Origin of the sequence: Citrobacter sp. wls717 (assembly GCF_005280955.1) — a bacterium.
GTDB classification, from domain to species: domain Bacteria; phylum Pseudomonadota; class Gammaproteobacteria; order Enterobacterales; family Enterobacteriaceae; genus Citrobacter; species Citrobacter werkmanii.
Genome location: NZ_SZWW01000016.1, coordinates 269,009 through 293,830 on the forward strand (window position 1 = coordinate 269,009; position 24,822 = coordinate 293,830).

Annotated in this window: 22 protein-coding genes and 2 tRNA genes; 11 read left to right on the forward strand and 13 right to left on the reverse strand. The window is 51.7% G+C overall.

The features are described 5' to 3' along the window. Window positions 1-4: 4 nt before the first annotated feature. The 4 genes from FDX09_RS11320 to FDX09_RS11335 are packed head-to-tail and all read right to left on the reverse strand — an operon-like array spanning window position 5 to window position 3,110. A complete protein-coding gene (locus FDX09_RS11320) occupies window positions 5-682 on the reverse strand; it encodes an amino acid ABC transporter permease (RefSeq protein WP_038640304.1) in 678 nt (225 codons plus the stop codon). Then, on the reverse strand, window positions 672-1,457 hold the full coding sequence (locus tag FDX09_RS11325) for an amino acid ABC transporter permease (RefSeq protein ID WP_038640306.1): 786 nt from the start codon (window positions 1,455-1,457) through the stop codon (window positions 672-674). Before FDX09_RS11325 ends, FDX09_RS11320 begins: the two co-directional genes overlap by 11 nt. Beyond that, window positions 1,457-2,275: an amino acid ABC transporter ATP-binding protein gene (locus FDX09_RS11330; protein WP_137347220.1), complete on the reverse strand. Its 819-nt coding sequence runs from the start codon at window positions 2,273-2,275 to the stop codon at window positions 1,457-1,459. The genes FDX09_RS11325 and FDX09_RS11330 overlap by 1 nt, the downstream gene beginning before the upstream one ends. Window position 2,276: 1 nt before the next feature. After that, complete coding sequence (locus tag FDX09_RS11335) at window positions 2,277-3,110, reverse strand: ABC transporter substrate-binding protein (RefSeq protein WP_085049427.1); 834 nt, start codon at window positions 3,108-3,110, stop codon at window positions 2,277-2,279. A gap of 212 nt (window positions 3,111-3,322) precedes the next feature. Here FDX09_RS11335 and FDX09_RS11340 point away from each other — a divergent pair, with 212 nt between their 5' ends. Beyond that, entirely contained in the window at window positions 3,323-4,216 is an 894-nt protein-coding gene (locus tag FDX09_RS11340; protein WP_087856327.1) for a LysR family transcriptional regulator, read from the forward strand. A gap of 53 nt (window positions 4,217-4,269) precedes the next feature. On the opposite strand, the gene FDX09_RS11345 is transcribed toward FDX09_RS11340, so the two are convergent. Beyond that, window positions 4,270-4,410: a hypothetical protein gene (locus FDX09_RS11345; RefSeq protein ID WP_003832695.1), complete on the reverse strand. Its 141-nt coding sequence runs from the start codon at window positions 4,408-4,410 to the stop codon at window positions 4,270-4,272. A 332-nt stretch (window positions 4,411-4,742) separates the two neighbouring features. Here FDX09_RS11345 and FDX09_RS11350 point away from each other — a divergent pair, with 332 nt between their 5' ends. Then, complete coding sequence (locus FDX09_RS11350; protein ID WP_042308718.1) at window positions 4,743-6,224, forward strand: APC family permease; 1,482 nt, start codon at window positions 4,743-4,745, stop codon at window positions 6,222-6,224. 19 nt (window positions 6,225-6,243) lie between these two features. On the opposite strand, the gene FDX09_RS11355 is transcribed toward FDX09_RS11350, so the two are convergent. Both FDX09_RS11355 and FDX09_RS11360 read right to left on the reverse strand, forming a co-directional pair. Further along, window positions 6,244-6,942: a cache domain-containing protein gene (locus tag FDX09_RS11355; protein ID WP_038640317.1), complete on the reverse strand. Its 699-nt coding sequence runs from the start codon at window positions 6,940-6,942 to the stop codon at window positions 6,244-6,246. A gap of 24 nt (window positions 6,943-6,966) precedes the next feature. Further along, window positions 6,967-7,692: a GntR family transcriptional regulator gene (locus FDX09_RS11360; RefSeq protein ID WP_038640319.1), complete on the reverse strand. Its 726-nt coding sequence runs from the start codon at window positions 7,690-7,692 to the stop codon at window positions 6,967-6,969. Window positions 7,693-8,005: 313 nt separating this feature from the next. On the opposite strand from FDX09_RS11360, the gene FDX09_RS11365 reads away from it, so the two are divergent. The 4 genes from FDX09_RS11365 (at window position 8,006) to FDX09_RS11380 (ending at window position 13,105) form a co-directional block, all read left to right on the forward strand. Next, the gene (locus FDX09_RS11365; protein WP_085049426.1) at window positions 8,006-9,433 is read left to right on the forward strand and encodes a gamma-aminobutyraldehyde dehydrogenase; all 1,428 of its coding nucleotides are present in this window, start codon (window positions 8,006-8,008) and stop codon (window positions 9,431-9,433) included. A gap of 11 nt (window positions 9,434-9,444) precedes the next feature. Next, window positions 9,445-9,918 carry an ester cyclase gene (locus FDX09_RS11370; RefSeq protein WP_038640326.1) on the forward strand — a complete coding sequence of 158 codons (474 nt, stop codon included), beginning with the start codon at window positions 9,445-9,447 and terminating at the stop codon, window positions 9,916-9,918. A gap of 82 nt (window positions 9,919-10,000) precedes the next feature. Further along, on the forward strand, window positions 10,001-11,893 hold the full coding sequence (locus FDX09_RS11375; protein WP_137347221.1) for an FAD/NAD(P)-binding protein: 1,893 nt from the start codon (window positions 10,001-10,003) through the stop codon (window positions 11,891-11,893). Window positions 11,894-11,896: 3 nt separating this feature from the next. After that, complete coding sequence (locus tag FDX09_RS11380) at window positions 11,897-13,105, forward strand: cytochrome c (protein ID WP_137347222.1); 1,209 nt, start codon at window positions 11,897-11,899, stop codon at window positions 13,103-13,105. A 42-nt stretch (window positions 13,106-13,147) separates the two neighbouring features. Here FDX09_RS11380 and FDX09_RS11385 read toward each other — a convergent pair whose 3' ends face one another. Next, window positions 13,148-14,623, reverse strand: a complete 1,476-nt coding sequence (locus FDX09_RS11385; RefSeq protein ID WP_137347223.1) for a PLP-dependent aminotransferase family protein — start codon at window positions 14,621-14,623, stop codon at window positions 13,148-13,150. 106 nt (window positions 14,624-14,729) lie between these two features. Between FDX09_RS11385 and puuE the strand changes: the two genes are divergently transcribed. From puuE to FDX09_RS11405, 4 genes are all read left to right on the forward strand, one after another. After that, window positions 14,730-15,992, forward strand: a complete 1,263-nt coding sequence (gene puuE, locus FDX09_RS11390; RefSeq protein WP_038640330.1) for a 4-aminobutyrate transaminase — start codon at window positions 14,730-14,732, stop codon at window positions 15,990-15,992. Between the two features lie 176 nt (window positions 15,993-16,168). Beyond that, window positions 16,169-17,224, forward strand: coding sequence for an ABC transporter substrate-binding protein (locus FDX09_RS11395; RefSeq protein WP_121528995.1), 1,056 nt, complete (start codon window positions 16,169-16,171; stop codon window positions 17,222-17,224). After that, the gene (locus tag FDX09_RS11400; RefSeq protein WP_121528996.1) at window positions 17,211-18,215 is read left to right on the forward strand and encodes an iron ABC transporter permease; all 1,005 of its coding nucleotides are present in this window, start codon (window positions 17,211-17,213) and stop codon (window positions 18,213-18,215) included. The genes FDX09_RS11395 and FDX09_RS11400 overlap by 14 nt, the downstream gene beginning before the upstream one ends. Further along, window positions 18,212-18,964 carry an ABC transporter ATP-binding protein gene (locus tag FDX09_RS11405; protein ID WP_079224361.1) on the forward strand — a complete coding sequence of 251 codons (753 nt, stop codon included), beginning with the start codon at window positions 18,212-18,214 and terminating at the stop codon, window positions 18,962-18,964. Before FDX09_RS11400 ends, FDX09_RS11405 begins: the two co-directional genes overlap by 4 nt. Here FDX09_RS11405 and FDX09_RS11410 read toward each other — a convergent pair. The 5 genes from FDX09_RS11410 to FDX09_RS11430 form a co-directional block, all read right to left on the reverse strand. After that, window positions 18,951-19,673 carry a substrate-binding domain-containing protein gene (locus FDX09_RS11410; protein ID WP_137347224.1) on the reverse strand — a complete coding sequence of 241 codons (723 nt, stop codon included), beginning with the start codon at window positions 19,671-19,673 and terminating at the stop codon, window positions 18,951-18,953. The two genes, FDX09_RS11405 and FDX09_RS11410, sit on opposite strands and share 14 nt — an antisense overlap. A gap of 4 nt (window positions 19,674-19,677) precedes the next feature. Next, complete coding sequence (locus tag FDX09_RS11415; protein WP_137347225.1) at window positions 19,678-21,285, reverse strand: FAD-NAD(P)-binding protein; 1,608 nt, start codon at window positions 21,283-21,285, stop codon at window positions 19,678-19,680. A gap of 215 nt (window positions 21,286-21,500) precedes the next feature. Further along, a tRNA-Val gene (locus tag FDX09_RS11420) sits at window positions 21,501-21,577 on the reverse strand. A gap of 4 nt (window positions 21,578-21,581) precedes the next feature. Then, window positions 21,582-21,658: transfer RNA gene (locus tag FDX09_RS11425), tRNA-Val, on the reverse strand. Between the two features lie 383 nt (window positions 21,659-22,041). Continuing rightward, window positions 22,042-22,938, reverse strand: a complete 897-nt coding sequence (locus FDX09_RS11430; RefSeq protein ID WP_137347226.1) for a LysR family transcriptional regulator — start codon at window positions 22,936-22,938, stop codon at window positions 22,042-22,044. A 198-nt stretch (window positions 22,939-23,136) separates the two neighbouring features. Between FDX09_RS11430 and FDX09_RS11435 the strand changes: the two genes are divergently transcribed. Next, the gene (locus tag FDX09_RS11435) at window positions 23,137-24,117 is read left to right on the forward strand and encodes a nitronate monooxygenase (RefSeq protein WP_087856337.1); all 981 of its coding nucleotides are present in this window, start codon (window positions 23,137-23,139) and stop codon (window positions 24,115-24,117) included. The last annotated feature ends 705 nt before the right edge of the window (window positions 24,118-24,822 follow it).

Here is a 24,822-nt window from a genome sequence, read left to right on the forward strand (position 1 = left end):
GAGGTCATTTTAGCGCGAATCGTCGCTGGGTGAATTTTTCCAGGCTAAAGCACAGCAGGTAATAGACCAGTCCGGTAAAGATAAAAATGGCCGCCGGATAGATTTGCACCCGGCTATTAACCTGACCGGCAACCGTCGTGAGTTCTGGCACATTGACGATAAACGCCAGCGACGTGTCCTTCAGTAGTCCAATAAATATCCCGGTCAATGACGGCATAATGTTGCGCAGTACTTGCGGCAATAAAATAAGCCACAGGGCCTGGTACGGGCGAAAACCCTGCACTACTGCCGCTTCATATTGCCCGCCAGGTAAGGCGCTAATTCCTGCATACACCGAGTGCATCACCGAGGCGGCGGTGAACCATGCCAGCGCCAACGTCACGGTAACTGCGCCAGGCAGATCGCTTCCAGTCAGCATGGGGAGTAAATACCACATCCAGAAAATCACAAAGATTAACGGAATGCCGCGAATAAACTCGGCCCAGATAAACAGTCCTTTGCGCATCGCGCCAGGAAAACGCCAGGCGCAGCAGGCAAGAACTATCCCACCGGGAAGTGCCAGCAATGCCGCGCCGATAGCCATCAGCAAAGTAAGCAAAACGCCGCCGGGTTGGCCTTCGGTCACGCGTCCCCACAGAAGATAGTCAAGATTGTCAGTAATGACCGAAATATTAGCGATCATGCGATATGCTCCTGACGCTGAACAGACGGGCTTTTGCCCTGAACGGTTTACCTGACACAGTTTTTGGTCCAAGACGCGTAAGCAGCATACCTGACACGATACCGATGAGCAGATAGAGCACTGTTCCAACGGCAAAGGCTTCCAGTGCATGTGCGTTATAGCTCTCAATTTGCCGCACCTGATAGGTCAACTCTGCAAATCCAATACCGCTGGCAAGCGAGGAGAGCTTCATCAGGTTGAGATATTGCCCAACGATGGGCTGCCATGCGTTCGCCAGTCCCTGGGGAAGGAGAATGTGACGAAAAACCGCCCATGAGGAAAAGCCCTGGGCAATGGCCGCCTCGCGTTGTCCGGCAGAAACCGCCTGCAAACCAGAGGCAATCTCCTCGACCAAAAAGGCTGAAGTAAAAACACCCAGCCCCCAGGCAGAACAAAGAAACTCCGGCGTTAACCACCAGACGTCACCTGGCAGAACTGACCATGGGTGTTCAGCATTAATAAAGGTAATCACGTCACGGGGTAGCCAATTCCATGCGGCGAAATACCAGAACATCAGTTGCACCAGTAAAGGCGTATTGCGAAAAGCGGAGACCCACACGCCGACCACCGCGGTGGCAATGCGATTGCCTGTCAAACGTAAGCCGAGTAGTAGGAGAGCAAAGAGAGTGGCGAGCGTGACGCCTGCCAGCGTCACCCATAGCGTGGTGAGAAAACCGGAAATTATCCATTGCAGAGGTTGCCCGCTCAGCACCCCCTGCCAGTCCATTAGATGCATTATAACGGTAACTCCTGGTGTAACGGGTCGAGCACTTTTTTCAGGAAACGCTGGGTTCTGGGATGTTGTGGGCGGGTGAAGAAATCCTCCGGCGAGGCGACTTCCAGGATATCGCCGCCATCAATGAATACCACACGATCGGCAATCTCACGAGCGAAGTGCATTTCATGAGTCACGACGATCATCGTGATACCGCTGTGAGCCAGATTTTTCATCACTTGTAACACCTCGCCGATCATTTCTGGATCCAGCGCGGAGGTGGGTTCATCAAACAAAATGATTTGTGGCGATGAAGCCAGCGCGCGGGCAATGGCAACGCGCTGTTGCTGCCCGCCGGATAACTGAGCGGCATAGGCATCGGCTTTCTCGAGCAGTCCCACTTGATCCAGCAATTTGAGTGCCCGGCCTTTTGCTTCCGCTTTGTTCCAGCCGTGAACATATTCCAGCGCCAGCGCAATGTTTTGCAGCGCGGTCAGATGCGAATAGAGATTGAATTGCTGAAATACAAAACCGATACGGCTGCGTAACTGGCGTAATGCAGCGCCGCGCAACTGACTAATCGGTTTACCATCAATGAAAATTTCGCCACCGCTGAGCGACTCAAGCTGGTTGATAAGACGTATAAGAGTGGATTTTCCAGAGCCAGAAGGACCCAAAATGGTCACCACTTCACCAGGTTCAACTGCCAGGCTGACGCCGTTAAGTACGGTATGAGCGTCATACTGTTTAAACACATTGTGCAGTTTGACGCTTGCCTGACCCAATTGGGTAGAATCCGCAGCCGAAGCTGCGGAACGATGAAAAAGAGCTGAGAGCATATTACTGGGCTTCTATTTTAAAGGCGCGGGGCTGCGGGTTTTTAGTTTCAGGGCCGAACCACACATCATAAATTTTTGCTGCCTGACCAGTAGACTCCAGCTTCAAAAGTTCATCGTTGACGGCTTTTAACAAAGCCGGTTCGCCTTTTTTTACCCCCACGCCGATCTCTTCTTTACTCAGCAGGTCCGGCAAAATTTTGAAATCCGCTTTATCCGGCGCACCGCTTAACAAGCCCGCCAGGATTGTACTGTCCTGGGTGATGGCCTGCACATTACCGTTGCGTAAGGCGGTTAATGCCAGGGGGATATCGTCATAGGCCAGTACGCGCGACTGCGGGAAGCGCTGATGTAACGCCTGCTCACCGGTAGTACCTTTTACCGCGCCGATTCGCGCTTTGCTGTATTCATCGAGCTTGTCCGGGGATTTTGCTGGCACAAGGAACTGCTGGCCGGTGACAAAATAGGGCACGGAGAAATCGATCACTTGTGCACGCTCAGGTGTGATCGTGATATCCGCTACGATTAAATCGGCTTTACCGGATTGTAATAGCGGAATACGGTTGGCCGGATTGGTGGCCACCAGCTCCAGTTTTACCCCCAGGGACTTGGCCAGCGCTTCGGCAAAATCGACGTCATAGCCGACAATCTTATGCGTTTTTGCATCAACTGAACCGAACGGCGGATTGGCGTCGAATGTCGCCACTTTAACGACGCCGGCGGCTTTGATATCGGCCAATTGGTCAGCCTGAGCCTGTGAGACGCTAATGCCAGAGGCCAGCAGCACGCTGAGTGCCAGAAGTGTTTTTTTAGCGCTGTGAATTTTCGTTGCCATCATTGTAAGAAATCCCTGTAGTTTTTGGTTTGTGCTTTTTACGCTCCCATAACTTACGATTCAGACAAAATAAGAAAAAATTCTTATCTATATACAAAATGTTATTAGTGAAAGGGGGGAGAACAGGAGTGATGTGCGCGAACGTTGAGAAACGCTACGTGATTACCCTCATGACATGTACCATACGTCAATAAAGTTAATGGCTGGGGACAAGCATGCTGCGTGATAATTTTAACGATCTTTATTATCTCATTATCGTCGCCCGCGAGCGGAGTTTTACGCGGGCTGCGGCAAAGCTCGGGGTCTCGCAGTCAGCGTTAAGCCATGCGATACGTGGACTCGAAGAGCGGCTGGATGTCCGACTCCTGACCCGTACCACGCGCAGCGTCGCGCCGACTGAAGCCGGAGAACGGCTTATCAACAGTATCAGTCCGCGTTTTGATGACATTGAAACGGAGCTGCTGGCATTAACCGACATCCGTCAGCGGGTGGCGGGTAACATTCGCCTTACCTTGGGTGAACATGCGTTGCAATCGACCGTCTGGCCCGCGCTGGCGCCTTTTTTGCAGGCTTATCCTGAAGTGAAAGTGGAAATGACCCTCGACAACAGCCTGACGGATATTGTGGCTGGCCGTTATGACGCGGGTATTCGTCTCGGCGAGCAGGTGGCAAAAGATATGGTTGCTGTCAGAATTGGTCCGGACTGGCGCATGGTGGTGGTCGGTTCACCCGCTTATTTTGCCCGCCATGGTAAACCACTCACCCCACACGATCTGCAAAACCATAACTGCATCAACATGCGCATGCCGACGTTGGGCGGGCTGTATGCCTGGGAATTTAGCAAAGGCGGACAAGATTTGCGCGTGCGGGTTGAAGGGCAGCTTATTTTTAACAATCTCCCCCCGCGGATTAGCGCAGCGATTGCCGGGATGGGGCTGGCATTTGTGCCGGAAGACACTGTCGAACAGGCGGTGGCTGACGGTGCGCTGGAAAAAGTGCTGGAGGACTGGTGCGAACCCTTCCAGGGCTATTATATGTACTACCCCAGCCGCAGGCAGCACACCGCCGCCTTTGCCAAATTGATTGAGGCTTTACGGTATACGGGCTGAAACGGAAAGGGGTAACAGGCGATAAAAAAACCGGCATTGCGCCGGTTCGGAAATCAGATTTTGCAGGCGTCGCCGCAGTCATTATCAGCAATAATTTCCTGCGCTTTCTTATCTGCATCTTCCAGACGTTCAGCATTACGCTCTTGCGCTTCTTCCAGTCCATCAAAGACCAGATTATCGAGATCAATTTCCATCATTCACCTGCTCAGGTTCAGCGTTTAACATCACACTATTATATTGCAAAAATGTTGCTTAACAGCAGCGATTATTGCTACTTAGCCCCAAACTTAAATCAGATGCGCATGTTTTTCCGCCAGCGTAGCCCACGGTTGGCGGCTGCGAAGATCCATTGGTCATAAATACTGCTAAATGCCAGCGCTTTCTACCGTTTTGCTCTCACTTTTTCATTAACGTGACATGCGATCATTTTTAACAACTCTGCGACAAAATCACTATACATATAACTTAATATCTTTTATACATTAATTGTTCAACCCTGCGACTATTCCACAAAAGAGAAAGATATATGGAACAGACACCTGATAAGAAAAACGATAATTTTCAGAAAGATGGCAAAGAACAGTTCAATCGCTCAATCGGTTTAATTTCTAATTTCGCGTTGGGGTTTACCTACCTTTCGCCGCTCACTGCCGTCTATTCGCTGTTTGCGCTGGCCGTAACGCTGGCGGGGCCGCCCGCAGTATGGTGGATTTTAATCGTCGCATGTGGCCAGCTTTTAGTGGCGTTGGTATTTGGCGAGGTCGCTTCCCAGTATCCGATAACCGGTGGACTGTATCCCTGGGCGAGAAGATTATGGGGCAAGAAATATGCCTGGATTGCCGCCTGGATTTACCTGTGGGCGCTGGTGGTCACCATTACGTCAATTGCGGAATATACCTCGACGTTTGTTGAGTCGCTGTTCCACTATGGTCAAACGCCTGCCACCATGTTGCTGACGTCTGTCCTGCTACTGCTGTTGATGATGGCTGTTAACATGTCCGGGACCAAAAACCTGGCCAGAGTCGCCAAAATTGGCTTCTGGTGTGAAATTGTCAGCGTGATTGCGCTGGGAATTTACCTGCTGATCTTTCACCGTTCTCAGCCTTTCTCCGTCATCTTCGACTCGATGGGCGTGCTTGCTCAGGACGGAAGCTACTCCACCGCGTTTATGTCCGCCGCGCTAATGGGGCTGTTTATGTTCTTTGGCTTTGAAGCCTGCGGTAACGTAGCGGAAGAGGTGCAGAACCCGAGCAAAAAGATCCCGGTCGCGATGATTTTAAGCATCGTATTTGGCGCGATTTCCGCCATCATTTCCGTGATGGGTTATCTGCTGGCTTCACCGAATCTGGTCAGTATCGTGAATGGTAAAACGTCCGATCCAATCCCCGCCATTCTCAATGAAGCCCTGGGAGAAACCGGCGCAACTATCTTTATCATTGTCGCGATTGTGGCGATGTTGTCGTGCATTTTGTCTCTACAGGCTGCGTTAAGCCGTCTTATTTTTTCGTTCTCTCGCGACAGAATGCTGCCGGGAAGTGAATGGATGTCCAAAATCTCGAAAAACGGCGTTCCGGATAATGCGATGGTCGTCAGTTGCTTGCTGCCGGTGATCATCTGTGTTTGGGTCTATTTCCAGCCAGACAACCTGTCGCGTATTACCGCGTTTGCCGTAATCGGTATTTATATCTCGTTCCAGATGGTCGTACTTGCTGCGTTACGTCAGCGTCTGAAGGGCTGGAAACCGGCCGGGGAGTGGACCATTGGCGGTTGGGGCGTGATTGTAAACGTACTGGCCTTAGCCTATGGATTATGCGGGATCTGGTTGCTGGCCCAACCAGCAGACAGCAGCGATTTCATTGATCGTTGGACAGTGCTGTTCGGCCTGGCGATTGTCGTTGGATCGGGGCTTATCTATATGTTCCTGACCCGACCGTTTGGGCGCTCTGCGGCGCCGGAAAACGACGCCATTGCTTACGCCAATAAGCTCAATATGGGGCAGGACAACTAAAACAAGGGCCTTCGGGCCCTTAGTTTTGATAGTGATAAAGGATAAAGTAGTCGCTCTGATATACCACGGTGCTGTTGGCGGGCGACAGTAACTCACCCACGCGAAAGCGCGGCCAGCTGGAGAAGATAATCCTGTTTTCCAGATTGGTCAGTATGACATAGTCAGGATGAGCGCAGGAGAGCAGTTCGGCTTCGATTTGGCTGACCAGCAGATCGACGGCGGCGACGCCAAGAAACTGATCGTTGTAGTAGACCGGCACTGCCGAAGTCAGGGTATAGGAGATATTGCAGATATAATCGACGTACGGGCCGTGGATATAAGCTTTGCCTGCCGGTGGCGAATGTTTAAACCACTCGAAGGTTCTGAAATCCAGTCGTTGCTGCGTGGCCTGATCCAAATCGAGGTGCGCCTGGCTCAAACCATTATCTTTCTTATACCACCACTCCAAAAGCCAATACTCTTTGGTGGTGGCGGTGCTCTCTATATGGCTGGCAAATCCGGCTCCAGAGCAGTAATGGTTGTCATTGAGCGTACGCTTAATATGCTGTTGAACGGTGGATCGCACCGAGGGATCGAGGACAACCTCGGCTGAAGCTTTCTGTATCCCGGCAATCGCCTCATGGATGCTCCTCGCCAGCGCCACGGTAGAATCTACCGTAGAGACAGTAATATCATCAATTTTACGGATTAATGCGCTTAAAGATGTCGAAGAGCTCATTGTCTGTCCTGCCTTCACGGATTGTCAGTTCGAGTTATATTTCAGCTTTTTTTCGATAAGGTAATAGGTAAAGGTGTCGATGATCCGCGTGGCAAGCTGTACTGATTCCGCCTCGTTGTGGGCGGCCAGCGCATCGGCCAGCGCTGAATAAAGCGCGATAATTTCGGCATGAATGCTGTCCGTGCGATAGAGGATCGCCACCAGCGATGCCCATTCAGCTTGCACCTGAAGCTCCTGGTTCGCCAGCCGTGCCGAATGTGAACTGGCGGCTATTGCCAGCAGGCATCGCATATCGGCCTGGGTCATCAGCTCAGGTGATTTTGCCTGTCTGAGCACCTCAACAAACTCGCGAAATTTGGCGATATCCGCGCCGGTCATTCGTCTGGAAGCAAGTCTTGCGCTATGGCTAATGATGGCGCAATGCATTTCCCCCAGATCCGAAAGATAATCGGTACTGATCGCTTTGAACGGATGCAGGGGGCTATTTTTGCCATCGATATTTTCGCAAACGAAGCTGCCACCATTACGGCCACGAACAGTATGGATAAGATTATTAGCCCGAAGCGTGTTTAGCGCTTCTCTGATAGTGATATGTGAGACACCCATCATCTTTGCCAAATCAGTTTCGTTGGGAAGCTGTTCTTTCGGCTCCAACAATCCCGTGATAATGGCATTTGAAAGGCGTTGCACTATCTGGTCTGAACGACTGACCTGCCCGATAGGCGCAAATATGACCGCGTGAGTAATCATAATCTTTTCTGCACTCAATTCCCTGAAACAACGACCCTTTCTAACACATGCCTGCTGGGCAAGGAAGGTAAGAATGGCCGCGTTATTTTACATGCCCATGCGCAAAAGCTGCCGCACAGACGGATGTGTGTCCCAATAACCATTGGAGCTGCGCGCGCCGCGTCAGCTAACAATGACAAGCCTTTCTCTGAATAATGTAAAGAACAAGTTAAAAATGAGAGGCTTATCATAGTGTCAATGTTGCGTATTTGAAAAGTTTTTACAATATATATATTACATAAGATTCTTTATGTATTAACGGGTGGAGACAGACATGAAAACCCTGAAGCATTTTATTAATGGGCAATATGTAGCAGGCGGCAGCGAAGAGACCTTCGAACTGGTGAGTCCGGTCGACGGTGAAACGTACGCATTATCTCCTAATGCCAGCGCGGCAGAGGTGGAGCAGGCTTACTCTGCTGCTGAAGCGGCGTTTAGCATCTGGAGAAAATCGACACCGGCCCAGCGACAAATAGCGTTATTGCGCCTGGCGGACGAAATAGAACGCAACGTGGAGCGACTGGTCAATGCCCAGAGCCAGGAGACGGGCCAGCTTCGCCATTTTATTGAGAAGGAAGAGATCGCGGCATCCTGCGATGCCATCCGTTTTTTTGCCGGGGCTGCGCGTTGTCTTGAAGGCAAGGCAGCAGGCGAATATTCCGCTGGATTTACCTCGACTATTCGCCGGGAACCGCTGGGTATTGTCGGGCAAGTTACGCCGTGGAATTACCCGTTTATGATGGCGGTATGGAAGATTGCGCCGGCACTGGCGGCGGGTAACACGGTAGTGTTAAAGCCAAGCGACACCACGCCGGTCAGTACGCTGCTGTTGGCGGAACTGGCGGCACCCTTGTTCCCGAGAGGGGCGTTTAACGTGGTTTTAGGCAAAGCCAGTACCGGTTCTCTGGTGGTCTCAAACCCGAAAGCCTCACTGGTTTCGATTACCGGTTCGGTCCGTGCAGGTCTGCAGGTTGCGGCCTCGGCAGCGGCGAACCTGACCCGGGCGCATCTGGAATTGGGCGGGAAGGCGCCAGCGGTGGTATTTGCTGATGCGGATATGGACAAGGCGATTGCGGCGATTGTCACGGCTGGCTTTTTCAATGCCGGGCAGGACTGCACGGCGGCCACGCGTATTCTGGTCGAACAGTCCATCTACGCTGAATTCCTGGAAAAACTGGTACAAAAAACAAAGAGTATTAAATTTGGGCCGCCAGAAGACCAGGATGCGCTGTATGGTGCATTGAATAGCCGGAATCAACTGGAACAAGTGAAAGGCTTTATTGAGCGTTTACCGGCGCATGCAAAAATTGAGACCGGCGGGCGCGCCGGATCTGGCCCTGGCTTCTATTTTGAGCCGACGATCGTCTCTGGTCTGCAACAGCACGATGAAGCTATCCAGCATGAAGTATTTGGTCCAGTAATGACTATTCAGTCGTTTTCTGGCGATGAAGATGCATTACTTAAGGCCAATGATGTGGAATATGGTCTGGCGGCGAGTGTCTGGACCAGCAATCACAGCCGCGCGCAGCGCTTTTGCATTGACCTCGATTTTGGCACGGTATGGATTAACAGCCATATTCCCCTGTGCGCCGAAATGCCGCATGGCGGCTTCAAAAAATCAGGTTATGGCAAAGATCTCTCATCTTATTCACTCGAGGAATACACACGGGTGAAACATATCATGTGCGACATTTCTGAATAGAGAGGGTAGTGATGAAAACATTAAAAGTGGCGGTGCTTTCATTGGTGATGCTCTCGGGCTATAGCCTGGCAGAAAGTACCTCGCTGAATACCGTGAACGAGTATATGGCGGCGTGGAATGCGCATGATGCTTCGCGAGCGGCTCAATATCTTGCAGATGATGCAGTCTATTATGATGCCGCCGCGGGAGAACCGATTACCGGCCGGGAAAAAGCAGAAAAAGAAGTTATTGGGGCCTTTATTAAGGCGGTCCCGGATCTGACCTGGAAAATGATCGGTAAACCCGTTTATGACGAGGATACCGTGGCTTTTCGTTGGCAGTTCTCAGGAAAAAATAGTGGTGAATGGGCAGGGAGCCCACCGACAAATAATCTGATAAGATTTGAAGGTGTTAGCTATATTCATGTTAAAGCAGGAAAAATCACCTGGCAGGGTGATTATTATGATTCTAAGAAACTGGATGAAGAATTAAAGCCAGTGAAATAGATGGCGATCCCCTTTTTGCTGAGAAGGGGATGCCTCTTATTTGTGTCGTGTTAAGGGCCGTGTAGCAATAAGGAAAAAGTTAATGGCAATTACCAGACGTGATTTTCTCAACGGCGTCGCGGTGACCGTTGCAGCGGGGCTTACCCCGCTGGAATGGGTCAGGGCGGCAGGGAAGGAAAACGCATTTATAGATGGAAGTTATTATCCGCCTGCGCTTACAGGGCTGCGGGGCAATCATCCGGGATCGTTTGAAATGGCGCATGCCGTGGGCCGTGAGCATAAACATTTTGATTTAAACGCTTTGCCTATTGAGGAAGAGTACGATCTGGTGATTGTAGGCGGCGGTATTAGCGGCCTGGCTGCCGGTTGTTTCTGGCGTCAACTTGCCGGACAAAATAGCCGGATTTTGATCCTCGATAATCATGACGATTTTGGAGGACATGCCAAACGGAATGAGTTTACCAGCTCGGGCAAGAAACTACTCGGCTATGGCGGCAGTGAAGCATTCCAGTCGCCGGCGCATAATTTCAGTCCCGAAGTGCAAAAGCTGATGGAAACCGTGGGCGTCAGCGTCACGCGGTTGAAAGAGAGTTTTGACGTAAACTTCTATCCCGACTGGCAGCTCAGTCGCGGCGTTTTCTTCGATAAAAAGAATTTTGGCGAAACAAAAATCGTCAGCGGCGATCCGGGACGGGCGGTATCTGATGATATTCCGCCGGACAGACTGAATGGACGCAAGATCGAAGACTTTATCAATGATTTTCCGCTAAGCGAGAACGACAGAAAAGCGTTAATCGATCTGCATGTACGTCCTGCGGACTACCTTCCGGGTATGACGATTGATGAGAAAACTGAATGGCTGGATACTCACAGCTACAGTGAGTTTCTGGCGACAAAAGTCGGTTTGAGCAAAATGGCGCTGCTCTATTTTCAGCAGCGTTCTAACGACTTCTTTGCCATTGGCATTGAAGGGATTTCCTGTAGCGATGCCCGGGCGTGCGCCTTACCGGGTATGGAAGCGCTGGGATTACCCCCGCTGGATGGAGAGTCGCTGGCCGACCTCGAAGAGCCGTATGTTTACCATTTTCCGGATGGAAATGCCGGTCTTGCCCGACTGTTGGTCAGGTATATGCTGCCGGATGCGCTACCGGGTACCACCATGGAGGACTCGGTCCTCGCCAGACTGCATTATGAAAAACTGGACCTGCCGGAAAACACCACGCGTCTGCGTCTCAACAGCACGGTGATTAACGCCGCCAACGTACCGGATGGCGTTGTTGTCAGCTATCTGCGCGACGGAAAAATGCATCGCGTTCGTGGTAAGAACACCATTATGGCGGGTTATAACATGCTGATTCCGTATCTGGTGCCAGAGATGCCGGAACAGCAGCAGGCTGATCTCAAACTGAACGTGAAAGCGCCGCTGGTATACACCAACGTGGTGGTTAAAAACTGGCAGGCATTTAAACAGCTTGGCGTGCATGAATTTTACTCTCCGGCAGCACCTTACAGCCGGGTTAAGCTCGACTATCCGGTCAGTATCGGCGGGTATCAACACCCAGCCTCACCAGACGATCCGATGGTGATTCATATGGTCTACGTCCCCACGTATCCTGGCAGTAACCTCTCGGCCAGAGAGCAGTTCCGTCTGGGGCGGGCCTATTTGCTGGGAACGACATTTGCGGCGCATGAAGAGATGATTCGCTCCCAGTTGCAGGAGATGTTTGGCGCAACAGGCTTTGATAATCAACGCGATATTGCCGCCATTACGGTTAACCGCTGGGCGCATGGCTATGCCTATTACCCTAACTCGTTGTTCGACGACATGGACAAAATGCCCGAGATTATCGAGCGGGCGCGCAAGCCAGTTGGTCGTATTGCCATTGCTAATTCCGATTCTGACTGGGGGGCATATGCTCATACGGCGATCGATCAGGCATGGCGAGCGGTTAATGAACTCAAGGAGATGGGGTGATCTATGCGTAATGTAACCGTTCTTGCCGCCTGTTTATTTACCGCCACGGTTTCTGCGGCTGAAACTCATGGCGAATACATCGCGAGGATTTCTGACTGCGTAGCCTGTCACACGACGGAAGGTGGCGCGGCGATGGCAGGGGGTAAAAAGTTTCCCACTCCGCTTGGGGATATTTATTCGACCAATATTACGCCAGATAAGACGCAGGGGATTGGTAGCTACGCATACGAGGATTTTGAAAAGGCGGTACGTCAAGGGATTGCCAAAGATGGTCATCCGCTCTATCCGGCCATGCCTTATCCCTCTTACGCGAAGCTTTCTGACGAGGATGTTCAGGCGCTGTACCGCTATTTTATGCATGACGTCACGCCCTCGGCACAACCCAATAAAGAGAATGCCATTCCGTGGCTACTCTCCGCCCGCTGGCCGCTGCATATCTGGAACTGGTTGTTTACCGACGCGCCAGAGACGGCTGTTACGGGCGCGAAAACGGATGAAAACGAGGTCCTGCTAAAACGAGGCGCTTATCTGGTGGAAGGCCCGGGCCACTGCGGTTCATGCCATACACCGAGAGGTGTGGCGATGAACGAAAAAGCGTACACCAATGCGGATCCCGAGTATCTGAGCGGCGCGATGATCGACGGCTGGTATGCGCCGTCGCTGCGGGGCACCGGAATGTCGGAGTCGGAGTTAAAATCGCTGTTGCTGACCGGTAAAAGTAAACATGCCGCGGTTTCTGGTTCGATGGCTGAAGTCGTTACGCAAAGTACACAGTATCTGACGGACGAAGATGCCACGGCGATCGCACAATATCTGCTGAGCCTGAAAAGTACGAAGCCTGAAGCGGGGCGTACCGCAGCGACTACGACATCCTGGTCGAATTCAGCCGAGGCGGGCAAAGTGACCTATAACCGCTACTGCTCAACGTGTCACGGTCTGGAAGGCAAAGGTACGGATGATAATGCACCTTCGTTGATCCGCAATCCGCTGGTGATGGTGGATGACCCGACGCCACTGTACAGAGTGATTGCCTATGGCGCAGAAACCCCGACAACGCGGGGCAGCGTCTCCTTTAAGATGCCAGCCTACGGCGGCATGTTAACCGACAGCGAAATGCGTGACGTAATTAACTACGTGCGTAAAAGTTGGGGGGAAGGGAATGGTGAAGTAAGCCAGGAGGATTTGGCTGGCGTTAAAAAAGCGTCACATTAAACAGCATGCCGGAGAGGTGCGAGCACCGCTATCCGGCAGTGCTTATACGGCGTTTTCCCTGATAATCGTCGCGAGTCGGGTAAACGCCGCCGCCATTTCATGTTCTTCAATACTGGCAAACCCCAACAGCAGGCCGCTGCATTTCTCTTCATTCACGTAGTAACGAGACAGCGGACGCACCAGCAGATCTTGCGCATTCGCTTGCCGGGCTATGGCGACGTCATCACTTCCGGCGGGTAGCTGTAAAATCATATGCAGCCCGGCGTTGCTGCTGAAGGAGCCAAGATATTGCTCACCAAGTTGGCGGGTAATCAGTTCCACCAGCATCTGGCGACGACGACTGTACAACTGGCGCATTTTTCGAATATGCGCCGCGTAGTATCCCTCGCGGATAAACTCCGCCAGCGCGGCCTGAATCAACAAATGTCCGCCGCGATAGAGGTCGTTATGAACCTTTTTAAGCGGCGCGGCTAGCGGTTTGGGCAGTACCACATACCCGAGTCGCAGTGCGGGATAAAGGGTCTTACTGAATGTTCCGATGTAGATAACCGGCGTCTCTTCCTCCAGTCCCTGTAATGACGGAATAGGCTGCCCGGAAAAGCGAAACTCGCTATCGTAATCATCTTCTATTATCCAGCTTCGCGTTTCGCGGGCGCGCAAGAGAAGCTGTTGCCGACGGCTCAGACTCATTACCGAACCGAGCGGATACTGATGTGACGGTGTCACAAAAATCAGCTTCGGTGCGGGTTCTGTTGGGCCTGGCGGAATCATACCTTGCTCATCAACCGGGATTGCCGAAAAGTGAACCGCGTTGATGCGTAGAATGTTTTTTATCCCCCAATAGCCTGGCTCCTCAATCCAGGCACTGTCACCCGGATTGCACAACGCACGCGTAACCAGATCCAACGCCTGGTGAATACCTTCAGTAATCAGGATTTGATCAGGCGAACAACGTACACCCCGGGCGGTGCGCAAATAGTCTGCCAGCGCTTCTTTCAATTCACTCACCCCGCCTGCGGCATCGTAAGTGAGAAACGCCGGGCGCAGTCGCCTTGCCAGCCGATCCTGGATTTTTTTGAGCACCCGGTGAGGAAAATGCTGAACATCAGGCACGCCAGGAATAAAGGCTCCCCATTGCCGGGGACTGGCGCTGGCATGCCCCAGCAGTTCAAGGCAGCGGGCAGATAAGCGGGTGTGATCTTCAAGCGCGGCAGCAACAGGCTCTTTGTTGGGGCGGAGGTCGAGATTGTCGAGCACGCTGTCGCTAACGAAGGTGCCGCTGCTGGTGCGCGCAGAGATATAGCCTTCGGCCTGCAACTGCTCGTAAACCCGCAAGACGGTGTTTCGCGATAACGTCAGTTCGCCCGCCAGATCCCGCGAGGGAGGCATGCGGGTAGCTGGTTTCAGGCTGCCCTCAAGGATGCAACTACAGATGGCGGCATACAGGCGACGATGCAGTTTTTCATCTGTCTGCTGGCTAAATGCTTGCTTGATCACATCTCCGGCAAGTGAACGCATTTGGATCCTTAAAATAAAACGATTTGGCTCTCGATTAAAGTACCAGATGGCGTCTAAATTTAAAGGGTAATTCAACTGAAATGTATTTATGGACAAGGTGTAGAGAATGAACAATAAAAACCTGCAACAACGTCGTCTGGATGCCACCCCGCGTGGCGTGGGTGTCATGTGTGATTTTTACGCCCAGTCGGCAGAAAACAGCACGATTACCGATATTGAGGGCAATCAGTATATTGATTTTGCCGCCGGGATTGCCGTGCTGAACACCGGGCACCGTCATCCTCGTCTGGTGCAGGCAGTCGAAGCGCAACTGCAGGCTTTTACCCACACGGCTTATCAGATTGTGCCGTACGAAAGCTATGTGTCTCTGGCTGAGAAAATCAACGCCGTTGCGCCGATTGACGGTAAACGCAAAACCACATTCTTTACTACCGGCGCAGAAGCCGTGGAAAATGCGGTGAAAATCGCCCGCGCGCATACCGGTCGTCCCGGTGTTATCGCTTTTGGCGGCGGTTTTCATGGACGTACCTACATGACGATGGCGCTGACCGGCAAAGTAGCGCCCTATAAAAAAGGGTTCGGCCCGTTCCCGGGTTCCGTTTACCATGCGCCATATCCTTCTGAGTTGCAGGGTGTCTCCACGGCGGATTCACTAAAAGCGATTGAACGCCTGTTTAAAGCCGACATCGATCCAACTCAGGTTGCGGCGATTATCTTCGAACCGGTCCAGGGCGAAGGCGGTTTCGTGGTGGCGCCGTCGGAGTTTGTTGCCGGGATCCGCCGTATCTGTGATGAGCATGGCATCGTGATGATTGCCGATGAGGTGCAAAGTGGTTTTGCTCGCACGGGTAAACTGTTTGCGATGGATCACTACGCCGACAAAGCGGACCTGATGACGATGGCAAAAAGCCTTGCGGGTGGGATGCCGCTGTCTGGCGTGGTAGGCAAGGCAGAAATTATGGATGCGCCTGCGCCGGGTGGTCTGGGTGGTACCTATGCCGGCAACCCGTTGTCGATTGCGGCGGCGCATGCGGTACTGGATATTATTCGTGATGAGCAGTTGTGCCAACGAGCAGCGGCTCTCGGCGAACAACTGCGCGCCACCCTGACTGACGCGCAAGGATGGTGCCCTGAGCTGGCCGAAGTGCGCGGCTTAGGCTCAATGGTTGCTGCTGAATTTTGCGATGCAGCGACGGGGGAGCCCAGCGCTGCCGTCGCGCAACGCGTGCAGAAGAAAGCCCTTGAGCAGGGATTGCTGTTGTTAACCTGTGGCCAGTACGGCAACGTTATTCGTTTCCTTTACCCGCTGACAATTCCGCAGGATCAGTTTGCGAAAGCGCTCGATATCATTAAAGCTGCGACGAAATAGTTTAGCCACTCAGTATCAACAAAAGCCGACGGTGGTCATTGCCGTCGGCTTTATTTTTGCCCACAAAAATTGATCTTCCTCGTGTGTAGCGCGGTAATTATCGCTAATGGGTTGCCAGTTATATCGTTATATAATTTAATATATATCGTTTTTATTCCTCATCCAGATGGTACCCCATGTTAACTCTCCGTTCTTTTGTGCTGGTTTGCGCCAGCTTCCTGGTGGCGTTCTCTGCGCAGGCCGAGCGTACGATTACCGATCAGCTTGGTCGTCAGATCACGATTCCAGACCATGTCGACAAAGTGGTTGTGCTGCAACACCAGACGCTGAATATTCTGGTGCAACTCAACGCCCAGCAAGACATTGTTGGTGTAATGTCGAGCTGGAAAAAACAACTCGGGCCTGAATTCGCGCGTTTTATGCCGAAGATAACGACATTGCCGACGCCGGGCGATCTCACCAGCGTGAATATCGAGAGCCTGCTGGCGATTCACCCACAGGTCGTCTTTGTTGCCAACTATGCGCCTGCGGAGATGATTCAGCAGATTCAGAACGCCGGTATTCCGGTGGTCGCTATCTCATTGCGTCAGGATGCTGATGGTCAGCAGAATAAAATGAATCCGACTATGGCCGATGAAGAGCAGGTCTACAACGAAGGGTTAAAACAGGGGATTCGCCTGATTGCGGATGTTGTGGGGCGCAAAGCGCAGGCAGAAACGTTGATCGATTACGTTTTTGCGGCGCGGGCAAAGTTCAACGCGCCAGTTGCCAACATTCCTGATGCGCAAAAGGTGCGTATTTATATGGCTAACCCTGATCTGATGACTTACGGCTCCGGGAAGTATACGGGACTGATGATGCAGCACGCGGGGGGATTAAACGTGGCGGCGGCCAGTGTGAAAGGCGCCCGTCAGGTCGCGCTTGAGCAGGTATTAGCGTGGAATCCGCAGGTAATTTTTGTTCAGGACCGTTACCCGCAGGTGGTGACTGAGATCCAAAACGATCCCAACTGGCAGGGGATTGATGCGGTGAAAAATCATCGCATCTGGCTGATGCCGGAATACGCCAAAGCCTGGGGGTATCCGATGCCGGAAGCCTTGGCGATAGGTGAACTGTGGATGGCCAAAAAACTGTATCCGGACGCCTATAAAGACGTGGATGTCGATGCGCAGGCGCAAGACTACTATCAGCGTTTTTATCGTGTGAACTGGCAGTCTGATGCAGCTAAGTAACCGCATTTTACCCCAGCAGCCGCTGCTAATGGCGGCGGTCTTATTACTGGGCGTCAGCTCGCTGTGCCTCGGACAATATCCGCTGTCGTTAAGCGAGGTATTTTACCATCTGACGCACTATAGCGACGCCGAAGGGATTGCCAGCCAGATTGTCTGGACGGTCAGGTTACCACGTATTCTGATCGCGTTGCTGGCGGGGGGCGCGTTAGGTTTATGCGGCGCGACGCTGCAAGGGGTATTTCATAATCCACTGGTCGACCCGCATATTATCGGCGTGACGTCGGGGGCTGCCTTTGGCGGTACGCTGGCTATTCTGCTCGGCCTGTCGCCGTGGCTGATGATGGGCTCAACGTTTTTCTTCGGTCTGACGGCGCTGATTCTGGTGTATGCCATCGCTACATTGCAGGGGCTGGAGAATACGCTGGTGCTGATCCTGTCGGGTATCATTCTGAGCGGTTTCTTTGCCGCACTGGTGAGTCTGATTCAGTATCAGGCGGATACCGAAGAGACGTTACCGAACATTGTGTTCTGGCTGCTGGGGAGTTTTGCGACGGCCAACTGGCATAAAGTTCTGCTGTTGGCGATTCCGGTGGGTATCGCCGCGACGGTTTTGTATCAGTTACGCTGGCGGATAAATCTGCTATCGCTCAATGATAAAGATGCCAGAGCGCTGGGCGTGGCGGTGGTTCCTCTGCGACGCAGCGTGCTGGTGTGCTGCGCTTTTTTAGTCGCCGCTCAGGTGGCGGTAAGCGGCAGTATTGCCTGGGTCGGTCTGGTTATTCCGCATCTGGCACGTTTGCTGGTGGGTGTCGATCATCGTCGGTTGCTCCCTTGTGCCTTCTGGCTGGGGGGCGGTTTTATGATTGTGGTGGATGATATTGCGCGCACCCTGATGCCTGCGGAGATCCCGCTGGGGATCATCACTGCATTATTTGGCGCGCCGCTGTTTGCTTTTTTACTCATCCGCAACAGCCGTCGGAGGAAACAATGAAATCTGTCGCACTGCGCGTGAATCGGCTGACTTACGGGTATCGCGCACCGCTATTTGAGCCGCTTACGTTCAGTTGCCGGAAAGGTGAGGTCTGGGCGGTGCTGGGACGTAACGGTCTGGGTAAAAGTACGCTGCTCGATACGCTAACCGGCACGCTGCCTGCTTTGGGCGGCAGTATTGAGAATGCCGGTGGAATTGGGATTGTGGCGCAACATTGTCATCTGCCGTTTCCCTATACGGTCAGCGATGTGGTACTGATGGGGCGGGCACAACACGTGAAGTTATTTGCGCAGCCCAGCCAGCAGGATCAAAAAAGGGCAGCGCAGGCGCTGGAGCAACTTAATATCGCACATCTTGGGGCCTGCTCGTTTGGTTCACTCTCTGGCGGGCAACAACAGTTAGTGATGATAGCCAGGGCATTGGTCACGGAATGCCAGACGTTATTGCTTGATGAACCATGTTCCGCGCTGGATCTCGCTAATCAGCAGGTGGTGCTGCAGCTCATCAGCGATCTGGCTCGCCAACAAGGCTGCAGCGTGCTGTTTTCAACCCACGATCCGCTGCATGCGCTACAGATAGCCACGCATACGCTGCTGCTGCTTCCTGAAGGAAAATGGCGGGCAGGGCCGACGGACAGCATCGTGACGGAAGATAATCTGTCCCAGGCCTATGGATTACCGCTGCGAAAAGTGAACGTTGACCATTACCAGACGCCGTTTATTGCGCCGCTGTTTTCTATTCGTCGGTAAGTGGTATAAAACCGGCGGCGATCAGAAATTCCTGACCGCCGTTGCCGAGCATAAACTCAACCAGCGCCAGCGCATCTTTGGATGCCTCCAGCAGCGCCAACTGGTATTCACATTGAATGTTATATTCAGCCGGAATCGCTACATAACGAACGTTGGGTAGTGTGCGGAGCGTTTTTGCATAATGCGCGTAGCCGATAAACAGATCGGCCAGTCCCTGACGCAGGACCCAGGCGCTGGCCAGTTCTCCCTGCGGGATCCTCACGGTGTCTCGACCACCAACCAGGGGAATGGCCCTTTCGCGAAGCTGCTGCCCAAGGCCCCTCTCCAGCGCATCCATCTTGTCAAAAAATGCCCAGGTATAATCCCCGGAAGGGTCACAGCCGGGCGTAGAGGTACCAATTCGCAGGGTAGGGTTTCGCAGCAAATCCAGCCATTCACCGGTCCGGTTGGTAACCAGACCCAGTTGGTTCCAGCAAAAGGTGTGCGTTGAGAGAGCTTTATGCTGAGCCAGAAGGCGTTGCGGATGCTCCCGACTGGCCGAAGCAAACAGCGCACAGGGTTCGCCTGCTTCAATCCGCTCGCGCAATAAACCGGCTGGACCATATTCCACTTTCACATCTATTCCACTTATGTGCGTGAAATGGGTTATCAGCGGAGTCAGTGCCGGACGTAAACTGCCGGCTGCAAGCAGAGTGATGGAAGAAGACATCGCGTCACGCCTCGTAATAGGGTAAGCGTCGACGAAGACGCGTGGCTGGCCGGGAAATGGCACGGGCGACGCACTGGCCAATTTCTGCGCAGGCAGTAAGCCCTTGCACAAACGGTTGATCGTGCATCAGCCACGGAAGTGCGGCGAGCGCAATGCGGCCCCGGACGATATCAGGCGCCTGTAACGTATAGTCATCGCCGACATCCGGTATTTCCTCACTCGTGGATTGCAGTTGATCCCGCAGCGATGGAAATGGCAGATCTTTAATTTTTAACGCTTTCTGGCCTCTGGCATCGATAAAAACGTCAAACTTATAGGTTTCGCCCTGAGCGCGTATCACCGTCATTTTCTCTTTTTGCTCTAACTGATAATCCTGACCGAGCGCGCGAATATTCAGGATCCCGGCCTCACGCAGCGCCAGTAATCTACGGATCGACTGTGAAGGAATGGCTGCATAGTTATCGATAAAGACGCGAGCAAGTCCATTGTTAAACCGCTCTCTGTCTTTCTCATCCAGCCACGGGACAATTTCCTGTACGGCCTCATGCAGTCGCAGAATAGCGTAACGCCAGGCAACCGTGTGTTTTTCACGTTTATTGCGTTCGACTTCTTCAAGATTGGCTGCGGCCCAGCGAAACGGATCGTGCTTTTTACGGGCAGCGAACCAGACATCTGTAAAGCTGTCGGCGTTCAGGGAAGAGAGGGCGACTTCTTTGCTCCAGACAGGGTCTGCCAGCTCAATTTCTTTGACTATGAGCATAAAGATCCTGTCCAGCAGCCCAGCAGAACCAACTGCAATACATTGTTCCAGTGCCTCAGTAGTCACAATGGAGAGTGGTTCATAGGGGAGAGGGCAGTAAAAATCGGCTTCCGGTAGAATGCCAGAACGGGACATGAGGAGAATGTTGAGATCCTGACTGCCTTCATTTCTTTCGAAATGAACACCCTGCGCATCATCTAATACAAACCTACCGTGTTGTGCGACGACGGCCATAGCCGCATCAATAGCGCTCAGCGACGTACCCAAAATTCCTACATTACACGCCGGGATTTTTGCCTCCATAAGCCCGGTCCACGGACTCGGGAAGAAGGTGCGTGATGCGCTTTGTGCGTCAGGCCAGACGTGACCCGTGGCGATGACAGCAAGATCAAAGTGCTCCGGGTCGTTATGATCGCTGCAAATAACAACGCCATCCGTTGTGGCTTTGACATCCTTGACCTGACAGGATTCGTGTACGGTGATGTTAAACCCCTGTTTGTCCGCAAGGTCTACAAGGCGTAAAAACTGGTCACGAAAATATTCACCGAGCAGAATTCGCGGCAGAAATTGTCGGTCATGCAGCGAGGCGTGTTTCACGCCATAACGGGCTAAATGTTCAACGCTCTGTTGGCGTAACCAGTCGAGATAAGAAGAGGTAATGGGGGGTATTTCAATACTGGCGATATTTGCCAGCATCAATCGCGAGTTTTCCTCATCGCTATAGGGCATGCCTACCCCAGCTTCATTCGATTGTTCGTAGAGGCTAATTGAAAGCGGGGTTTGATGCTTGAGAAGCGCGAGTAACGTATAGATTCCTGTCGGTCCCGTACCGACGATAGCGATCTTGTTCATCTTATCCACCTGATATTATTTTTATGCCCTGTGATCGATGTTCTGTGTCGGCATTGTGCCGAAAACAAGCGAAGCAGGATAAGTGTGGTCGATAACGGCGCAGGAGACAAACGGGATAGACAGCAAGAATAGCGAAATCGCTCAGGACGGCAACAACAATTAGGGGATTTTATCGAGAATAATATAAGGAGAAAGGCACCACATCAAAAGTGATATGGTGCGTCCGAGTGGACTCGAACCACCGACCCCCACCATGTCAAGGTGGTGCTCTAACCAACTGAGCTACGGACGCAATATGGTGCGTTCAATTGGACTCGAACCAACGACCCCCACCATGTCAAGGTGGTGCTCTAACCAACTGAGCTATGAACGCAACGTTGTAGGTGACAACGGGGACGAATATTAGCGGCACAGACCGAATGAGGCAAGAGGGAAATCGCATTTTTCTTCCGGATCTCACGCGTTTGCAGAGTAATTAAGCAAGTTGATTATATTTTGTTGATTTTGCAGCGTGTTTTTTATTCACTCGGTACGCTGGGGACGTAATGGGGGCATTTGGGTTGGCATCCTTCTGTTCAGCATGCTGACCTGCTCCGTATTCATTGCAGGTAAGAAGCGGATAATTGTGTTGCGTCCATCAGTTGAACTCACAGCGAGAAGAGGACATGGTATTCTCAGAATAATCACCTTTAATTTGGAACGTTTCCTCGCTTTTCAAATTGTTTATTTTACCGGCAGTTTATATGACGTCTGAACTCATAAACCTTTGCACAATAAGCTTTCTAACCATTCAGTAAATATACGTACCTTGCGTGAAAGGTGTCGGTGTGGATAAAGAAGTGACAAGTTGCGGTCAGGAGAAGGATGGTGGGGCAATACCTCAACAAGCTGCCCGCTATCGAGATAGGGCTGTAAAAATACGTTCATTCCCTGAAGCAAGCCCAGACCAGCAAGGCCTGCAGCAACGTATGCCTCAGAGTTATCAACAACAAGTTTACCCGGCAAGGTTATTTCCTCGATCCCTTTTGGCGTCGCAAAGGTCCACGGCATAATTTGCCGGCTGCTGCTGTTAACCCAGTTGATGGCATGGTGGTTCCTCAAATCCTCCAGCGTTTCCGGATTGCCATGCTGCGCAATATAGCCATGGCTGGCACAGGTCGTCATTTTGATACTGCCCATTCTGTGAGCAATGTAATCACCATCTTCCAGTTCCCCCACCCGCAGTATGCAATCCAGACCATCCCGTAACATATCCCGACGGCGGTCCGAACTGCTCAGAATGATTTCAACTCCCGGATACTTGCTATAGAAGTCGGGTAACCCGGGAATGACCAGCAGCGCTGCAAGCGCAATAGGCATATCTACACGTAGCTGACCGTGCAGAACCTGGTCGCTGCTGAAGGACTCCAGCAATTCATCTGCCTGTGCCAGCAGGGGTTTACTACGACGATAGAACTCTTCCCCGTCAGGCGTAAGGTTGATACGGCGCGTCGTTCGCTGCATCAGACGCGTGCCGCTGTGCTGCTCAAGTAGCTGTAGCGCTTTGGTAACGGCGGGACGATAAATGCCCAGATTCTCTGCCGCCTGAGTAAAGCTCCCTGACTCAACTATTTCTATAAAAATTCTAATAGATTCAAAGAGATTTATTTGCATAAGGTTATCTTTTTTCTGAAATATGACAGAGCATATGGGTTAGATTGTTACTAATTTTATAACAGTGATGAATAATTTTAGCTATTTTTCTAAATAATATTCCTGCTTACACTCCCCGTCATTCGTTACCCCGTTTCGAAACAGTAAATCTCAGGCCGCCCCATCGGTGCGGCAAGCTAATATGAAGGAAATTCCAACATGAAAGATAATCGTGTCTGCCAAATCCTTGGCATAGAAAAACCTGTCATCCAGGGACCTTTATCATGGCTGACAGATGCTCGTTTAGTTGCAGCCGTAAGCAATGCTGGTGGGCTAGGCGTGTTGGGTCCCAACGCAGGCTTAACCGCCGAAACCGCCGTTTCCACCCCTGAAGAAACGGCAGAAAAAATGCGCGCAGAAATCCGCAAAACCAAAAAACTTACCGAAAAGCCTTTCGGTGTAAATCTGATACCTACGCCTGAAAATGACATCTGGACTCAACCTATTTTGCAGGTGATAAAAGAAGAAGGCGTCAGGGCTGTGGTATACACCGGTTACGGAGAAGGAGCGGTGATTCCCGCATTGTTCGACGAATTAAAAGCGGCGGGTATTTCCGTAATTTATAGGGATATCAACCCGACGCCTGAAAATACCCGGCTTGCTGAAGAGGCCGGAGCCGATATCATCGTTGCGACCGGTTTTGACGAAGGTGGGACTCTTCCGGGTACTGCACTGGGTACTTTTTCCATCGTGCCATTGATTGCCGATTCCGTGGTAAATATTCCCGTAATGGCTGCAGGCGGTATTACCGACAACCGCACCGCAAAAGCGGCACACGCGCTCGGCGCTGAAGGGGTGTTTGCCGGTTCAGTCTTTATCGGCACCGAAGAAAGTCGCGTACCAAAATCGGTTAAAGATAAAATCATTGATGCAAACGGGCTGGATTTGTTGCTGTTCCGCACGCTTCCTCACTATTACCGCTCACTGCCGGGCAGGCTGGCAACAACTCTGGTATCAATGGACAAAGCCGGAGCAAGTAATGAGGAGTTAGGTAAAACGATGGGAGGGCTGCGTGGCCTGCGTATTGGTATGCTGGAAGGTAACACCGATGAAGGTTATATCTCACTCGGGACAGGCATCGGCAATATTCGCAGCGTTAAAGGCGTAGCCGAGGTAGTGGACGAGTTAACCGTAGGGTGAATGCGGTACCACCTATAAATGCTTTTGCCAATGCAATTAATGGGCTGGGATGGGAGGTGCAATGTCGCCGGTATCATTATTGCAGTAAGTCAGTCAGGTGAGTGTTCTCCATTTACGATCGTGCGCAGAACTGTTATTCCGGCTCTTGGTGGGATCATCACCATGTTAATCGCTAACACACTGATTTTCAGTATGTAATAGTAACTGAATACGGATGATTATATCAGGAAGAACACTATGTTAAATGAAGCATATACTCACTGTAAAAAACCAAAAATCATGCCATGTTCCAACTCGACTTCACGCGTAGGGCGAGACCGGAAGATATTATTGAAGGACTGAGGGGATGCCATTGTTGCAATGGCATCCCATTTAATCCGGTAATATACAAAGGGAAGCAATACCCGATGGCACAATGTAAAAATGTTTAAATATTTCATGGTATTGGGTTAGGCTAGCCATGCTACGCGCATAACGGAAAATAGGCTAATAACTGCAAGCCGAACGTTAGTCTCTTATTATCAAGTGAATTTTGATAAAGACTCTCCATTGTTACCGGATATTAATAATATCCAGGAAGTAACAAAAGCTATAACCTTTAATGTGGGTATTGCAGCGCAACATGATAGTGTTGCAATTTGTATCCCGGAGGAGTCTACGCTGTGGCATAGAGCCATAAGAAGTGGCTGAACCAGTCGCTGATCA